The following is a 15,660-nucleotide window of genomic DNA, read 5'->3' as shown; positions in this document are numbered from 1 at the left end:
TACATCATTCACAAAAGCAAACAGACCGAGCGATGGTTGAAGAAGAACCCCAAGTTCTGCCTGGTGTTCCAGCCAGTTTACAGCCCTTGGGTTAATCACATAGAACAACTGTGGCACAAGTTACATGAAACCATCACGCGCAATCATCAATGCAGAGGAATGGCCAGTCTGCTGGCCCGAGTGAAACACTTCATGGATACCGTGTCTCCTTTCCCGGGGAATGGCTATGGCACAGCGAAGGTGTAGCACTATTGGGATTAGTTATTTAGCAGAGCGGTAGGTCGCAACATATGACTTGTGTCGAACTCATCAGGAGCTTGCTAGAAGGGAACTAGCTGATGCGAGATCAACAGACACTATTGGCCACATGGGCTGGGTCATTTTTGTTTTTGCGGACTATGAGTTGCACGGAAATGTGGTAACGACAGGTAGTTATGGACAACAAGAGATACACTAATGTCATTTTCTTGGATGTGGCCCCATGCAGCGTAAGCTGCAATCATCAAAGCCGAGCCTGTAAATAATTCTGTGTAACTGCCCACGCCATTACAGGTGACCGTTCAGGCGATCACCGAATTCGATAATAAAGCGATTCAGAGCAAGCTTCCAATTCTGGATTGGCATGGTCCACTTCTTTGAGGCCTGCTGTATCGCAAGGTACGCCACTTTTAGCGCAGAGTCATCGGTCGGGAACAGCTTCCTTTGCTTGGTCGCTTTGCGCAGTACGCTGTTCAGTGACTCGATCGCATTGGTGGTGTAGATCACCTTCCGGATGGCGGGGGGATAATCAAACAGCGTGATCAGATTGTCCCAGTTATTCTGCCACGAGCGCGCTATCTGCGGGTACTGGCTATCCCAGTGCTCGCTGAAGGTCGCTAGTGCCTGTTGAGCTTCACGTTCCGTCGCAGACTGGTAGATCTGCTTCAGTTCAGCCGTCACCGCCTTGTAGTCCTTCCAGGAGACGTAGCGCAACGAGTTGCGGACCATGTGGACGATACACAGTTGCACCTTGGTTTGGGGATACTCCACGGCAATGGCATCAGGGAAACCCTTGAGACCATCCACACACGCGATCAGGATATCTTCCAGGCCGCGGTTCTTCAGCTCGGTCAAGACCGACATCCAGAACTTTGCTCCTTCGGTCTCGGCCAGCCACAGCCCCAGCAGCTCCTTGTGCCCCTCCATATTGATGCCCAGTACCAGATAGAGCAACTTGTTGATCACCCGCTGGTTCGCGCGGATCTTCAGCACAATGCAGTCCAGATAGACAATGGGATAGAGTGGATCCAGCGGTCGGTTTTGCCATTCGTGGACCTGCTCGATGACACGTTCGGTCACCTTCGATACCAGCCCCGCCGAGATGTCGGCGTCATACATCTCTTTAAACGCGTCCACGATATCTCGCGTGCTCAAGCCTTTGGCGTAGAGGGCGAGGATCTGGTCGTCCATCTGGGTCAGGCGGGACTGGCCCTTGCGGACAAACTGAGGCTCGAAGGAGCTGTTACGGTCACGAGGCGCCTGGATGGTGACCTCTCCGTGCTGTCCTTTTAGACGCTTGGTGGAATAGCCATTGCGACTGTTGCCTGTCCCACGGCCTTGTGGGGCGTGCTTTTCGTAGCCGAGGTGCTCGTCCATCTCGGCATTGAGCGCGGTCTCGACGGTAAGCTTGATCCGCTGTTGGGTGAGGGTGCCGAGATCTTTTTCAGATTTGATGTCTTTGGCCAGCTCAGCGGCCAGTGCTTTGAACATAACTTTCATAATGTTCTGTGACATAGTGCAACATAAATATGTTTGGGATGTTTTAATCATTACGCATAATAGTAGTTTAGCCAAACTTGCATCTTGCAGATTATGGGGGGAGACACTGTTGTTTGTATTAGTATTGATTGTTAGTATGTTTTTATCTTTGGCTGTATTGACAGTCTTGTATGTTAATAATACGTACAAAGTCAAACGGCTTAATGAAAAGGTTGAGATTGAGTCTCGTTTAAGATGCGAACTTTCAACAAGATATTCGCTCGAACAGACGGTATATGGACGAATTATTAACCAAATAGAGCAGGATATATCTTGGCTATCAACGTACATAGTCACTCCAAGCGTATACGGTGAAGATATCCATATATTACTGAAACGAATTGGCCAATTGTTAGAAAATGCAAAAGTATGCTGCGAACCATCTCGAGTTTCTTCGCACACCCCAATACTTTTACAACCCTGGTTAAAAAATAAGTTGTTTATAGAGAGAGGGAAAACCAAAAAGTCATTCAGTATCCATGTTAGTGAAATACCAAATTCAATTGTGCACGCCGATATCGACCTATTAGAAAAGGCTTTTGATAATTTCTTAAGTTATATTAAATTATCTGGTTCTGACTGTTCTTATAGTCTCCGAGTTGAGTGTAAGCAAGGATTGCATTTCTCTTTAACTTGTGAGTCAGCCTCAAGCCTAGGTGGTGATGAATGCACCGAAACAAGTTACTTTCTTTTAAAAAAGCAAATTGAAAAAAATGGAGGGGCACTATGTTGTCAACTCAGTTCAAAAATAATAACAAAGTTTGATTTATTTCTGCCTGCGAAATTTCATGAATTTCCTAAATTCAAACCACGTCATGGCAATATTAACATTGCCGATGAAACCAAGGCAAGAATCATTATTGTTGAAAGCGATCCCGAATATATGGACTGGCTATACTATCAGCTGTCATCTGACTTTCGCATAACACTGTGCCAAACATGCAAGGGGGCACAATATGACTTAGATGAACAATCTGTTGAACTAATTCTATGTAATGCACAATTAAGTGATGATAGTCCTATAAAGTGGTTATCAAGACTAAGGCAACAGCCTGAGTATGCAACAATTCCTTTTGTAATGTTAACCACTAATAATGAACCAAATGAATATTTACAAGCCTGGCAGAGTTATGTTGATGATTGTATAAGTAAGAACACACTTCCTGCATTGCTTAAAATGAGATTAAATGCATTAATAGAAAATCGACGTCTAGTACAAAAAAAGATGTTGTCGCTTTCATTGGTGAAAAATACATTGCAATTATCATCACCAACGTCATCCGTGATCGCGCATGAGACCCCTGATGAACAATTCTCCAAAAGACTAAGGTTGGTTATCGACAATAACATTACCTCACAAGAGTTAACTGTTGATTTTGTCGCGAAGCAATTAAATACTAGTAGTCGTTCATTACAGCGGCGTATACAAGCTATGTTTGGTATACCATACACCCAATATTTAAAAAATACCCAGTTACAAATAGCCAAAGATGCTTTGGTATCTGGACATACAATTAAACAGGCTGCGTACTATGCTGGTTTTTCAAGTCAAAATTACTTTGGCCGCGTTTTTAGAACAGAATATGGTATTACACCCAGCCAATTCAAAAAAGATGCGTTAACTAAACCTCCATATCAGACCTAACTTTTTTTACTAACATCGCTTCGTTCAACAGACGATCAATCAGTTGCCGATCGCTTTCTTCTGACAGATGTTGGATGCAATAAGTATTGATAGAAAGTGTAGTTAATTGCTTGACTTTATCTACCAGTTGTTCTGCAACTTGGCTTGCGCTCTCTAAGTGGTAACTTGGTAAGATAACAACAAATATGTCGCCAATATAGCGACTCAATAAAGCATTAATTGGTAGATGATATCCGAGGATATGACTTAGCTGTTTCAGTCTCATATCGCCAATAGTATAACCATGGAGTTCATTAAGTTTACGAAACTTTTGTACATCCAGAGTAAGGAGCGAAAGAGGCTTTGAGTTAAGGCGACTTTCAATAATCTGTTGCTTAAGTTGGTTATGTAATGCATAACGGTTATAGCAGCCAGTTAAAACATCTGTATTGGCTACTCTTTCCATTTCTTCAAATAGCAACTCCTTTTCCGTGACATCAGATAGCATAATCACACTACCTATAGCCATTGTTATATTCTTCCCTATTAGAGAACACTGTACTTGAACTCTTTTTCCATTGCCAAGTTTTACTACATTAGTCTTATCATAAACAAATAGAGTGGGGTCAATAAAGTTATAAATGATTTTTCCAATTTGTTCTGTCGACAAATCGGGGAAGAAAACTTTTGCTTTTGGATTATAGTCAATTAATCGAAACTCTGCATCGGTTACGATGTAGCCGTGTTCAACTTGATTGAAAATCTGATCTCTTGCAATGGGAGTAAGCTTAATTAAATCATAACGGAATACACTTACTGCAAAAGCTATAGTACAAAAAACAAAACCAAACGTCCCCATGTCGAGGCCATAAGGGGTGTAACCGAAAAGGGTCCAAATATAATTGAGCCAAGTTAGCGTAATTCCAACTAAAATTAATAAAATCTGAGTTTTTAAGACCGCGTGGGTGTTTTTCATGCTGCGATAAAAAATGATGATACTAACAATTGCTGCAAGGTGCACATATAATGAATAGGCTAAATACAAGATGCCATAATGATTTACAGTAACAGTGATTCCATCTATTTTCTTTAATCCTGTAATGTTAAAACCCAATCCATGAAAATCGTTAGTTAACTGACCAAATAAAACCAAAAAACTGATTAAAAGCGTACTGCTAGCTAACCACAAAGGTGGGGGTAATCGGGTCTTATAACTCACAGCAAATAAGACTACACATGTAGGAATGAAGCAAGCGCCAATAAACTCAATATTTAGCCAGAATTTAACTGAGTTTAGTTCATCGCTTGTTAGCTCAAAAGCATAGCCAAAAGCTTGTACTGCGTACGCTAGCAGTAATCCAACAAACCATATCGTTACATCTTGATAACGAATTCTCAGTGCGGCCCCAGCCAGGATAATGCATCCAGCGGAAATAATAAGTAACAACCAACTAAATATACTAAGATTGGAGAGCATATTTTACGCCTTTGACTATACCGTAACCCATATTTCAATCACAAGCTACTCAATCTAACGCACACTCACTCCTAGAGTAAATTGAGTTGCCATGCTAAACATATGTTAACTTTAACCAAACAAGAATAAAATAAATATAAATAAAAAATTGATACCCCACCGCATTAGTTATGCGCTCCATCAATGTAGTAATTGTAACCATAAATTTTAATGATGTGATGATACTCCCCGGCGCCGTCTGGTCTGCGCGGCTGTTGTTGCCGAAACCAGTAATTAGGTCCTGACGTTCTCAGCCACACGCAAAGCTACATTCCAGGTGTACCTGGGTGGCTCTGATCGAGTCTTTTTGTCGCCGCGTTCATGAGCATCATCACCTCACTGGGGACTCTCCATGCAACACGTAGTCAGTAATGAGTCTATTGCCCGTCCTTGCTGCTGTTACCTGAAATAATCAAAGTACGGCTAACTCGTACTTATACGCCAATCTTTTGCACTCTTACGCCAAGCGGGTTGTTGCTACGGTATACATCCTTTAATTTGTTTACTCAAAGCGAAATCCAAGTATGGCAAAATTAGATAAAGACTTGTTTCCAAGGCGTTGTCGATGTGATGTTGGCGAAGGCAGTAAGCAACGAGGATATTTGATGATGTAATGCAGTGATTATTTTGACCCATGCGTTTATGGGGTGATAACTATAGGCGTTGTTATGGCAATGACTAGTTGTAAAGAATGCAAGAAAGAGGTGTCACACACAATGTGTCTGTTTGTCTTTATTGTGAAATAAAATACCCGGGGAGTTTCGGGGGCTATATCTTTGATTCTATATGTGGTGTTCTTACGTGGTGCGTGGTTTACTTAACTATACTTTAATTGAGTTTTTGCAGTTTTTTAAGTATCGTTTTCGATGTTGGGTATACCGACAGTCAGTGTCTAGAATGTGTTTTTCAACTTAGTTAGGAGAATTGATGATGAAAATGAAAGTTTTTCTTGCAGTGTTTCTAACAGCAATGATGGTCAGTAACTACGCAAGTGCTGAACGCGTTTGGGAAAATAATAACATTAAACTTTCAGATGGTGGAAATATTTGGGCGAATGTTGATTATGATGGCAGTTGTTATACGCTATGGGTAGGTTCAGACAGTTCAACAGGAATAAATGGAAATGCTAGTAATTGCGGAGGTTCTATAAATGGCACTTGGGCTCCTAGAGCCTGTGGTTCGAACTTAGATGTGATAAATGGAGAGTTTTCAGATGTTATTAATGCCATTGTGAAAATGTGTGAAAATAATATGACAAATTAATTTTCAAGCTTTTGTGATTGATCGGCTTACAGCCGCAACAGCACGTTGTTTATCAACTTCGATAATGGTGTCATCCTCTTCTACAGCAATAAGAACTACTGCTCACTCGTCCGTTTGGTGCGAGCCGGATAGTGATGGATTTTTGGCGGCAGGCTGGAGTAAGGTGGAAATTGTAATCTCGGTGATACTGCTGAGAAATAATCCACTTACTATGATGACTGAAGCCTATGTGCTGGAAATTTTTATCGAAAGTGTAGTGATGGAAGCATCTCCAAATTTATTTTAGGTAGTGTTTCAATGTGTATTATTAATGCGCAGCGTTTAACCTGAAAAATAGAGGTGTGCGACATATGAGTAAAATAGTAAAGCAGGTTTGCTTGAAATATTTCAAACTATGTTCTTTATTTTTGGTTGCGTTTTTTTTCATTGCTTTTTGTGTGAATTTGATGTTTCTCGTAAAATATAGGACTGAATATTTCAATCCTGCTTTTGATTTTTTCTTTAAGGTCTACACGGGGGCTTTTGATGGCGCTAGTGATGCTTTCTTTCTGTTGTTTTATTCAATTGCAAATTTTGTTGTTTTTAGTCCGATAGCTATATTGTTAATAGGTTTTCCATCCTACATCGCTCTTAGGTTCATATCGCACCAGCCCAGAAATATAAATTTAACTCCTGTAATACTATCATCTTTGGGTATGATTTTATTTTTGACACTAGATGTCTTAATAACTTAAGTATTCTAGGCTATTTGTGTTTGTAATCGCATTAAAGATACGTTAAATGGTTTCGATAAAAATAGTCATTGCAGGTTATCCTACTGCGACCGATTGGCCTGTAGGTGGAAAACTAATGGCGTATTTTAGTGTGTAAAAAGGCATAGTAGGCAGGGATGCAGCAAGTGAAGCAAACAAAAGGGCCTGGGTTAGTGTTGCTGTGTATAGGGTTATTCGGCGCTATTTTTTACGCGCTGAGCATGCTAGAGCTTGGTGTAGCAACGGACAGCGACCCTCTATCTCCTATGCCTGTGCCTTATTACTTAAACCTTGAAGAGGGCGAGTACGCTCGCCTAATCCCTCGGGCGCAGAAACAGTATGCGCTGGCACAGTGCCAAGGTGATGACGATTGGCCCTTGCCTTATCTCGCTTACGATAATCAGCTATTGCAAGAAGTGCTGCAAAATCAAAACGAGTTTTCACAGCAGGCTTATCTACAAAACCGCCTTGCACTGCTGAACGAACGCTTTCGTTTTAAGCAGGATCGGCCTTTTTTACGTGGCGAGTTGCAAACGCTATTGCAAAGCAGTACTGCTGAGCAAAGCATCACCTTTAGTGCTTGGCTGAAAAAACGTATGGCAAAACAGCTTGAACAGTTTCAGCAGTTGGATCATCAGCTAAAAGCGAGCCAGCCTTGGTGGCCGTGGGCAGATTGGCCAAGCCAACAGCACTGCTTGCAATGGGCGAAGCGGGTAAAGAATGATGACTCCCTCACGGCTGTGCCGATCTACCTTACCGACAATGGCAGCGGCAAAGGCATTGTTATTGATGACTTTTTTGCTCTGCTGTTAGAGCACCAAATCGATCAATACCTGGCGCGCGGTGATGTGCAAAGTGCCGCCAAGGTGTGGCCGCAGGTGATCCGATTTGAACTGCTCGATGCCCGCATATGGCAAGAGAACATCATCGCGCATATTGATGAGTATTTGGGCTTTATTACACTGTTTGGTTTAGATAAAACCGAGGCCGTAGCGTACGCCGAAACGCGGTTGCAACAAATCGACGATATTGATTACTACCCTGACGATAAAGTCATCATGCAACGCAGCGTACAGTACTTGCGTCAACAGGCTGCTCTAGAGCCTCAGTTGAGTGACATTTCAAGCAAAAATCAGCATCGTTTGCGCTGTTATCAAGGTAAAGCACCTTGCCTAACCGTGTGGCTGTTGTACGCACAGCAGGGATGGCAGCCATGATGTCACCTCGCTCACGTTCTACCTTGTTACGCATCCAGCCCGATTCGCTGGCGCAACTTCGGTTAGTGATGAGCTTAACTTTACGCACGCTGTTGTGGCATTTGTTGCTGGTACTTTGCCACCTGACTTTTATGACCATTTGGCTTAAACAGTTTGCCTTGCGCCTTTATTGGTTGGTGGTGTTGATACTGCTATTTGGATGAAATGGCGCATGGGCCATGTTGAAGCACTACTACCTGGTGCGGGTTACGATTGGTTGGCTCATTTTAAGGCTATGAGGTGTCTAGGGAACTGGGGGCGATTCACACCTTGCCTAAAGCCAGCCCCTTAACTAAACGTTCGGCAACGAGAAATCCCCGCTCACTGCCTTGCGAGTACATCAACGGGGAAAGGAGATTTAAAATGAGAGTGTCGATGAGAAACATGGTGATGGTATGTCTAGCATTAACATTTGGAATCCTACTGGCGGTGCCTGGCGTGAGCGCACAGGGTACCAATAAGCAAACTCCGAACAAGGCTGAACTCCAACAACTCTACATGAGCTACTTGACATACGAAGAGTATAAACCCGAAATAGATAGCGATGGCGATGTTAGATTCAAGAGGGATGGAAATGTCTACTATATTGATGTAAATGAAAGAGACCCGGAGTTCTTCCGTATTGTTCTCGCAAACATTTGGCCGATCGAGAGTGATAAGGAGCGGTCACAGGTTCTCATGGCTGCAAGCGATGCTAACGCCATATCAAAAGTCTCAAAGGTATTCACTGTTGAAAACGATGTCTGGGTGAGCATCGATCTTTTTGTTAGGCGCCCAGAGGACTTCAAAGATGTCTTTACAAGATCGATGTCTGCTCTCGACAATGGGGTAAGGAACTTCGCCAAGAGGATGAAAGAACAAAGGATGAAAGAACAATAACCCAACACTGCGCTTCAGGGGTAATCCCCCCATATTTAGGGCTATGTTCCAATTACGTGTTGCATGGGGTGCCCCAGCGCTTCATGCAAACACGCTCTGATATTCCCTCCTCCCCGTAACACTCCGGTATTCTGCGCCAACTCAGATAATTCCTCATGTAGTGAGTAGCCACGCCATGGAAGAGTTGTGGTGATTTCTGGTGTACGAAGGCATTGAAGATGAGGTTCAAGGGGACAATCTAGTTGCCCATCCGGTGTGTTGTTTCACTCAGACCAAGGCAGTCAATATGGCAGCCGGGCATTTCGGCAACGACTGTGGCGCTATCGCATGACCCAGAGTATGAGTCGACAGTGGAAACTACTGGGATACGCCCCTATGGAGCGATTGTTCAGAAGCCTGAAGTCAGAAGGGCTCCCGGTAACGGAAGGCATGAACCCGCGGCAAGCAAAGCGGGATATCAGTTATTACCTGATGGATTACTAAAACTGGCTGCGTCCACATCAATACAATGACGGGATACTGCCAGCAAAACTAACCAAGTGTCCGGATTTAGTTGACCACTACACCTGAAATAATAAAAGTACGACTAACTCGTAGTTATACGCCAATTTCTTGCACTCTTACGCCAAGTGGGTTGTTGCTACGGTATTCGCCCTTTAATTTATCCACTCAAAGCGAAACTCCGGTATGGCAAATTAAAAGGGAAATAAAGTGGTTAAATTAGATAAAGGCTTTTTTTTCTTCATTTTGAGTTCACTACTTCTCTTTTTATTGAGTGGTTGTGGTGAAAACAGTGTAGAGACGAGTGGAAGCAATACAAGTGTAGTAGAGGATAGTGAGTCAAGTGGTGACCAAGATGAGACAGATACATTATCTACAGTCAAGGATATTCGGCTTATTAAAGGCCCCAGCAGCTTGTTACTCGATTGGCCAGCGGTGGAAGGCGCCACCAGTTACCATGTGTATTACGCGCGGGAACCGGGCATCGAACCCGACAGTTACGCCAGCAAAACGGATGGCACTTGGTTGCAAAATGTTCAGCCACCGATCCGCATCAGTAACTTAACCCCGCATGTATGGCATCTGGTGGTTACCGCGGTGCATCCTAGTGGTGAAAGTGCGCCAAGTGGCGAAATAAGCGCCTTTGCCGCCACCCAACCACTTAACGATAGCGGCATCCGCCGCTGTGGTAATGCCGTTTATACCACCAGTGAAGGCCCAGTGCCCGAAGGTGGCGTACCCAGTAACGATTTAGATTGCAGTGTCGCGCAAGACCCACAAGGCAATCCGCTTCCCGCAGGCCAAGATGGCCATTATGGCCGTGATGCCCAAGCATTAGCAGGCAAATTGCCTAAAGTCGGTGCTGGTGATAGCGGTTTTGACTTTACCAAGCTCGATAACAGCGGCAACCCATTACCCGAAAGCGCCAGCGAATGGAGCTGTGTGCGCGATAACCACACAGGTTTAATTTGGGAAGTCAAACAGCCCGCGGGCAGCGCTGGTCTGCGAGACGCTAACCATACCTACACTTGGTATAACCCCGATAACAGCACTAATGGGGGGAGTGCTGGCATGCAAAACGGCGGCACTTGCCAAGGTAGCGCGTGTGATACTTATGCCTTTGTGAATGCGGTTAATAGCCAAGGGCTCTGTGGTGCCAGCGATTGGCGTATGCCCTCGGTAAATGAATTACTCAGCATTGTCCATAATGGGCGCATTGAACCTGCGATAGAGCAAAGTTATTTTCCATATACAGCGAAACTCGCTGGGTATTGGTCGTCTTCGCCCGATGCCGGCGGTAGTTACGACGCGAGGTTCGTCGGCTTCGGCAATGGTGGCGTCGGCTACAGCACTAAGTACCTCAGCGGCCACGTCCGTTTGGTGCGAGCCGGACAGTAATAGGTTTTTGGAAAATAAGGAGGGGTGATGCGAAAACTAACTCAGTTGCCTAGCGGGCGTTGCGCATCCTCTTCCATTGTGCGGCGGTTTGTTGCCCGCCGCAGTGACACGTTTTGCGATAAAGGATAGATATTATGCTGACACTCAATCATCACTGGCCACGGGCTTTGGTGTTATTGGTGCTGCTGGGCGTGAATGCCCAAGCCAGCAGCTTATGTGCGTATAGGGAAAACATGGCTATCACTGCCACTACGCCAAGCGCGGATTTTAGCGATAACGGTGATGGCACCGTTACCCACCATAAAACCGGGCTTATCTGGCAGCGCTGTAGCCTTGGGCAAAGCTCGGATGGCACCGATTGCACTGGCGAGGCCATAATCTACACTTGGGAACGTGCTTTAGCCGCTGCCGAGCAAAACACCTTGGCCGGATTCAGAGATTGGCGCTTGCCGAATAAAAATGAGCTCGCCTCGATTGTGGAATACCGCTGCTATCCACCTGCGATTAATAGCCAACCGTTTCCCAACACGCCATCAGGCTGGTATTGGTCGTCTTCGCCCTATGCCTACAATAGTCTCGTCGTGTGGGGCGTCTACTTCGACAATGGTCACGTCTACTACAGCAATAAGGGCAACGACGGCCACGTCCGTTTGGTGCGAGCCGGACAGTGATTGGGTTTTTGGCTGTGCACACAGCACCATTTTTGTTGATCGCATCTAAATAGGGGAAAAATGTAATGAAACCTCGCTCACTCAAACCCTATTTGATCTGTGTGCCGTGCGCTTTGCTGCTGACGGCGTGCGCCAGTTACCCATTGGGCATGAGTGAAGCCCAATGGCTGGCATTAAGCCCAGAGCAGCAGTATGACGCGCAGCTAAAACAAGCCGAGTTGGATAGGCAACGTGAAGCGCGCCGTTTGGCAGAGCAACAAGCACGCGAGCAAGCGCTGAAAGAGCAGCAAGCGCAGTTGGAGCTGGCGCGTGAAAACGCCAAATATGGCGAGCGGGTGCAATGCGTGCTGCAAAATAGCGAGCTGTACTTTAATAAAAAATGGCGAGCGAGCGAGCCCTTGGCGCTCGATCTCTTGGCGAAGCAACCGGCGCAAGCGGTGAAACAAAGCACCGCAGATGGCCGTTATGGTTTCACCCTCTACGCGCAGTTTGATGGCCAAACCCTCAGCCTGTGCCGCCATGAAAACAGCCGCCGCCAAGAGTGCGTGCTGATGCTTGGCACCTTTAACGACTACCACCGAGGTATGCGCCAAATCATCCAGCAAGACCGCTGGCTGCGCGGCCAACTGCGCTGCCAGTTTGTGCCGAAAGTGTGGTGATAAAGGCAAGGTTAAAGGTGGCATACTGAGATAAGTGTAAGCAAGTAGGACAGATGATGAACTGGCACCCCGATGATTACTTAGCCGCGTGGTACTTTGCGGCGTGCGCCCATGCTGGGCAAACCTTCAAAGGCCGACTGCCTGATGAGCACTTGCCTTATTGTGTGCATTTAGGCGCGGTGGCAATGGAGGTGATGCATGCACTTAAATCGCGCCCCGATCTTGATGGCCGTTTAGCACTGCAAGTGGCGCTGCTGCATGATGTGATTGAAGATACTTCAACCCGTTATCAGCAAGTGGAAGAAACGTTTGGTGAGAAAGTGGCGCAAGGCGTGTTGGCGCTGAGCAAAAACAAGCAGGTAGGCGATAAGGCCGCGCAAATGGCCGATTCACTGGCGAGGATACAACAGCAGCCAGATGAAATATGGCTGGTGAAGCTGTGCGATCGCATCACCAACTTATCGCCACCGCCACACCACTGGAGCCGTAAAAAAATTTCTGCCTATCGCGATGAAGCGCAGCGTATTTTGGATGCCTTGGGCCGTGCCGATGCAGGCGCTGCGCAGCGATTAAGCGCACGCATTGCCGATTACGTGGCGTTTTATTCACCGCAAGATGAGCAGCAGTAAATTAATGGGGTGAAAAAGTGCATGAGCCAACTCTCGCTAAGTGAGGCGATACACAGAAATATTCAGGCGTTAAACCAAGCGCAAAGGGCTTCGCTGCTGCCTATTGTGCAGCCGGTACTGCACTATCGCGATTTAGTGGCTCGCCAAGGTTGGTTGGTGCTTGAAGTGGCGCATCAACCCTTTGTCGAACCGGTTTTGAGCCAAGCTGCACAAAGTTACTGTGACAAAGTGATCGAACTTTTGCTGTGGGGGCATGATGCCAGCGCAGTGGCGCAAGTATGCCAGCGAGGGTTGTTGAATCAGCCTTTTTCGGCGCTTGAACAACTGGCGCTGCTGCTGTTTAGCGATGGTATGCTGGCACTGAGCGAGGGTAGGCCGCGTGATTATCTGCGCGACATCATGCTCGCGTCACTCGGTTTCCAATGGCAAGCGGCTTTTGAAGAGGCAGAGCAGGCGCGCGAAAGAGAGTATCCGCTTGCACCATTAGTTTGGCAGCCATTCACTGAAGCTGAGCTACAACAAGAGTTAGAGAACCACGCGGCCAGCGATCAAACCCCGTGGTGCGCCGCTTTTTTGTTCGCCCATTTAAGCGATGCACAGTTACAAGCGTTACTGCGTGAAGCTGAGGCCAGCGATTGGATCAATCTGCTGTGGCTGGTGCAAAGTGAACCATTATGGCAACGGTTGGCAGATAACTTGACCCAGCGGACTCAACGCCATTTCCATGAAAGCTATCAACATCATTGGCAAGGTGTCAGACGCCGCCAACCGCTGGCGGCGTATTGGCGAGAGGCGTATCAATCATTCACCAATCTCTATCAGTTGCTGCATGTGCAGCTCGGTGATGAAGCAATGGCGCGCCTGCTTGGCATAACAGAGAGTGAAGCCCCCAATGGCAACGACAGCGACTCCAATGGCCACTAAAAGATATCCGCTGCATAGTGCCAACCTACTCTTATTGCTAGCAATCAGCAGCTCGGCTTATGCCGTGCAAAATAACCTCAAACAGTGGGATAAAAATTCCGCCACTTTTCAAAAGGCCTACACGCTATTGCAGCAACATGGCGCATCGCTGGATGTAGAGCTATTTGAAAAGCACCCAGCCGAATACCAAGCGTATTTGCTTGGCAGTTACAGTGCGCAGGCGCAGCATTACCCGTTAGCGATTGAATGGTTGAAACGCGCCTATGCAGACGTAGAGAAACTGAACGAGTTCACTCAGCAGAGTGTGCTCTATCAGTTGGGGTACAGCTATGCGCAGCTTGGTCAGCTGGCCGAGAGTGAAACTTGGTATCGCCGCGCGATAGCCAAAGGCAGTGCCGATGCGTGTGTTAACTTAGGTGCGAGTTATGAGCAGCGCCAGCAATATCAACAAGCCGAGGCTCAGTATCTAAGCTGTCTTCCGGACAACGAAAGTGCCTTGCTTTACCTTAATCTTGGTACGCTTTATTACAATGGGTTAGTTAAGCAAGATAAAGGTTTAGGCGGCCGTTATTGGCGGTTATCCGCTAAGCTCGACCCCTTCGATAGCGATATTCAATATAACCTTGGCGTGTATTACCTCAATACCGAGCTCGACCTAGATAAGGCCCGTTACTACTTTAGCCAGTGCAGTTGGCAAGATGCCGAGTGTGCTAGCGTGTTATCGCATCCCTTATTAATTGGTCGCAGCGCCGAACAAGCACATTGGCAAGCGTTGCGCCAAGGCAGTGCGGTCGAGCAGCGGCATCGGTTAGAAGGCAGAGCTAAGCACTTGTTGCCTATGCCTGTGTATTTTGACGATGAAACGGCTGAGATTATGCTGCAAGTGCAATTGAACGATAACGGGTGGCAGAGTATTACCGCCACGACCCAAAGCCGAGAGCATTTGGCAAAAGCCTGCACTTGGTTAAATCGTCTGATTTGGGTGGATACCTTCTCAGGCGCAAACGCAGAAACCTATATAAATCTCAACTTAAAGCTCAGCCAACCCCAAGCCATTTTGCCCATCACTTGGCAATACCGTGAAATGAGGTATCAAGTGAGCGAGCAACATGGGCGTTGGCAGTGTGAGGTGAGTGTATCTGCCCCTGTGTCAGGTGCCGCTACTACCCCCTAAATCGGCTCACCACGTCAGTTAAGGCATGTCTAGTCAGTGCCGAAAATTGACAGTGAAGACGTGAGATTTTGAGGAGATAAAGAACTCCACATTTCGTGGGGTTCGTAAAAGATTGCCTTAAATGGCTCCGATCTGGGTGAGCCTTGAAATGTTCTGGATTAAGGTTTTCAGCAGTAGCTCCAGTCTGCTGCCATCGATAATCTCGCTGATTTTGTGTCGCGGGCAAGCAGCGCAATGCCACAAATGAGCCGAATTGACACCACATTCGGCTCGCAATATGAGCCGATAATAGCCCTCATTCGGCTCATTCCACAACTCACAGGGCTGGTCTACTGGGTGTCGGAGAGGCTCGGGGCGAGAATGGACTCTTGGACAGTGCCACTTACTAGGTTATGATTTGTCTCGGCTGACCAGCCAGACTTTCGCACGAGTCAAAATGGTTACTACTCTCAAGCCACATGATCTCAACCTCAAATCCTCACCTTGGATGGATTAAACGTGCGATGTATACCCCAGGGTAGGACTAGGAGATTGGATCATGACCATCAAAGCGTTCGTCCACACAACCCAGCTTGAGCTCAAAGATGTACTAGGCATCCAGGGCAAGATCATGAACG

The 15,660-nt window shown here is 46.3% G+C and carries 13 protein-coding genes and 2 pseudogenes; 12 read left to right on the top strand and 3 right to left on the bottom strand.

The annotated features are described in order from the left end of the window. Window positions 1-246 (top strand): transposase (locus tag BN1115_RS21630; protein ID WP_208597756.1); only part of this gene is annotated, 246 nt, incomplete at its 5' end. Window positions 247-546: 300 nt separating this feature from the next. Here the strand turns inward: BN1115_RS21630 and BN1115_RS09810 are convergent. Beyond that, the gene (locus tag BN1115_RS09810; RefSeq protein WP_082034826.1) at window positions 547-1,773 is read right to left on the bottom strand and encodes an IS256 family transposase; all 1,227 of its coding nucleotides are present in this window, start codon (window positions 1,771-1,773) and stop codon (window positions 547-549) included. A gap of 94 nt (window positions 1,774-1,867) precedes the next feature. Between BN1115_RS09810 and BN1115_RS21625 the strand changes: the two genes are divergently transcribed. Next, window positions 1,868-3,442 carry a helix-turn-helix domain-containing protein gene (locus tag BN1115_RS21625; protein ID WP_167335551.1) on the top strand — a complete coding sequence of 525 codons (1,575 nt, stop codon included), beginning with the start codon at window positions 1,868-1,870 and terminating at the stop codon, window positions 3,440-3,442. Here the strand turns inward: BN1115_RS21625 and BN1115_RS09805 are convergent. Further along, entirely contained in the window at window positions 3,420-4,898 is a 1,479-nt protein-coding gene (locus BN1115_RS09805; protein ID WP_042657003.1) for a histidine kinase N-terminal 7TM domain-containing diguanylate cyclase, read from the bottom strand. The two genes, BN1115_RS21625 and BN1115_RS09805, sit on opposite strands and share 23 nt — an antisense overlap. Window positions 4,899-5,864: 966 nt before the next feature. On the opposite strand from BN1115_RS09805, the gene BN1115_RS22230 reads away from it, so the two are divergent. From BN1115_RS22230 to BN1115_RS09790, 3 genes are all read left to right on the top strand, one after another. Continuing rightward, on the top strand, window positions 5,865-6,200 hold the full coding sequence (locus BN1115_RS22230; RefSeq protein ID WP_128821740.1) for a hypothetical protein: 336 nt from the start codon (window positions 5,865-5,867) through the stop codon (window positions 6,198-6,200). A gap of 898 nt (window positions 6,201-7,098) precedes the next feature. Next, window positions 7,099-8,169, top strand: coding sequence for a hypothetical protein (locus tag BN1115_RS09795; protein ID WP_042657008.1), 1,071 nt, complete (start codon window positions 7,099-7,101; stop codon window positions 8,167-8,169). Between the two features lie 402 nt (window positions 8,170-8,571). Next, the gene (locus BN1115_RS09790; RefSeq protein WP_050070504.1) at window positions 8,572-9,087 is read left to right on the top strand and encodes a T3SS (YopN, CesT) and YbjN peptide-binding chaperone 1; all 516 of its coding nucleotides are present in this window, start codon (window positions 8,572-8,574) and stop codon (window positions 9,085-9,087) included. Window positions 9,088-9,128: 41 nt separating this feature from the next. On the opposite strand, the pseudogene BN1115_RS22225 reads toward BN1115_RS09790, so the two are convergent. After that, window positions 9,129-9,268: pseudogene (locus BN1115_RS22225) on the bottom strand (IS1595 family transposase); the annotation flags it as partial. A 53-nt stretch (window positions 9,269-9,321) separates the two neighbouring features. Between BN1115_RS22225 and BN1115_RS21620 the strand changes: the two are divergent. The 7 genes and pseudogenes from BN1115_RS21620 to BN1115_RS09760 all read left to right on the top strand — a co-directional run. Then, a pseudogene (locus BN1115_RS21620) lies at window positions 9,322-9,657 on the top strand (IS3 family transposase); the annotation flags it as partial. A gap of 141 nt (window positions 9,658-9,798) precedes the next feature. After that, complete coding sequence (locus tag BN1115_RS21255; RefSeq protein WP_082034824.1) at window positions 9,799-10,986, top strand: Lcl C-terminal domain-containing protein; 1,188 nt, start codon at window positions 9,799-9,801, stop codon at window positions 10,984-10,986. A gap of 134 nt (window positions 10,987-11,120) precedes the next feature. Further along, window positions 11,121-11,657: an Lcl C-terminal domain-containing protein gene (locus BN1115_RS09780; protein ID WP_042657001.1), complete on the top strand. Its 537-nt coding sequence runs from the start codon at window positions 11,121-11,123 to the stop codon at window positions 11,655-11,657. Window positions 11,658-11,722: 65 nt separating this feature from the next. Further along, the gene (locus BN1115_RS09775) at window positions 11,723-12,316 is read left to right on the top strand and encodes a type 2 periplasmic-binding domain-containing protein (RefSeq protein ID WP_175566113.1); all 594 of its coding nucleotides are present in this window, start codon (window positions 11,723-11,725) and stop codon (window positions 12,314-12,316) included. Between the two features lie 53 nt (window positions 12,317-12,369). After that, window positions 12,370-12,945: an HD domain-containing protein gene (locus tag BN1115_RS09770; RefSeq protein ID WP_042657000.1), complete on the top strand. Its 576-nt coding sequence runs from the start codon at window positions 12,370-12,372 to the stop codon at window positions 12,943-12,945. A gap of 21 nt (window positions 12,946-12,966) precedes the next feature. Further along, complete coding sequence (locus BN1115_RS09765; RefSeq protein ID WP_042656999.1) at window positions 12,967-13,869, top strand: hypothetical protein; 903 nt, start codon at window positions 12,967-12,969, stop codon at window positions 13,867-13,869. Continuing rightward, entirely contained in the window at window positions 13,838-15,043 is a 1,206-nt protein-coding gene (locus BN1115_RS09760) for a tetratricopeptide repeat protein (RefSeq protein WP_202864503.1), read from the top strand. The genes BN1115_RS09765 and BN1115_RS09760 overlap by 32 nt, the downstream gene beginning before the upstream one ends. The last annotated feature ends 617 nt before the right edge of the window (window positions 15,044-15,660 follow it).

The sequence above is a fragment of the Aeromonas allosaccharophila genome (genome assembly GCF_000819685.1).
Classification (GTDB): Bacteria; Pseudomonadota; Gammaproteobacteria; order Enterobacterales; family Aeromonadaceae; genus Aeromonas; species Aeromonas allosaccharophila.
This window is presented reverse-complemented; position numbering and strand designations above follow the sequence as displayed.

Coding starts and splice junctions, on each gene's coding strand:
- BN1115_RS09810 (WP_082034826.1), bottom strand. CDS start 1,773: ATGTCACAGAACATTATGAAAGTTATGTTCAAAGCACTGGCCGCTGAG.
- BN1115_RS09805 (WP_042657003.1), bottom strand. CDS start 4,898: ATGCTCTCCAATCTTAGTATATTTAGTTGGTTGTTACTTATTATTTCC.
- BN1115_RS22230 (WP_128821740.1), top strand. CDS start 5,865: ATGATGAAAATGAAAGTTTTTCTTGCAGTGTTTCTAACAGCAATGATG.
- BN1115_RS09790 (WP_050070504.1), top strand. CDS start 8,572: ATGAGAGTGTCGATGAGAAACATGGTGATGGTATGTCTAGCATTAACA.
- BN1115_RS09780 (WP_042657001.1), top strand. CDS start 11,121: ATGCTGACACTCAATCATCACTGGCCACGGGCTTTGGTGTTATTGGTG.
- BN1115_RS09775 (WP_175566113.1), top strand. CDS start 11,723: ATGAAACCTCGCTCACTCAAACCCTATTTGATCTGTGTGCCGTGCGCT.
- BN1115_RS09770 (WP_042657000.1), top strand. CDS start 12,370: ATGATGAACTGGCACCCCGATGATTACTTAGCCGCGTGGTACTTTGCG.
- BN1115_RS09765 (WP_042656999.1), top strand. CDS start 12,967: ATGAGCCAACTCTCGCTAAGTGAGGCGATACACAGAAATATTCAGGCG.
- BN1115_RS09760 (WP_202864503.1), top strand. CDS start 13,838: ATGGCAACGACAGCGACTCCAATGGCCACTAAAAGATATCCGCTGCAT.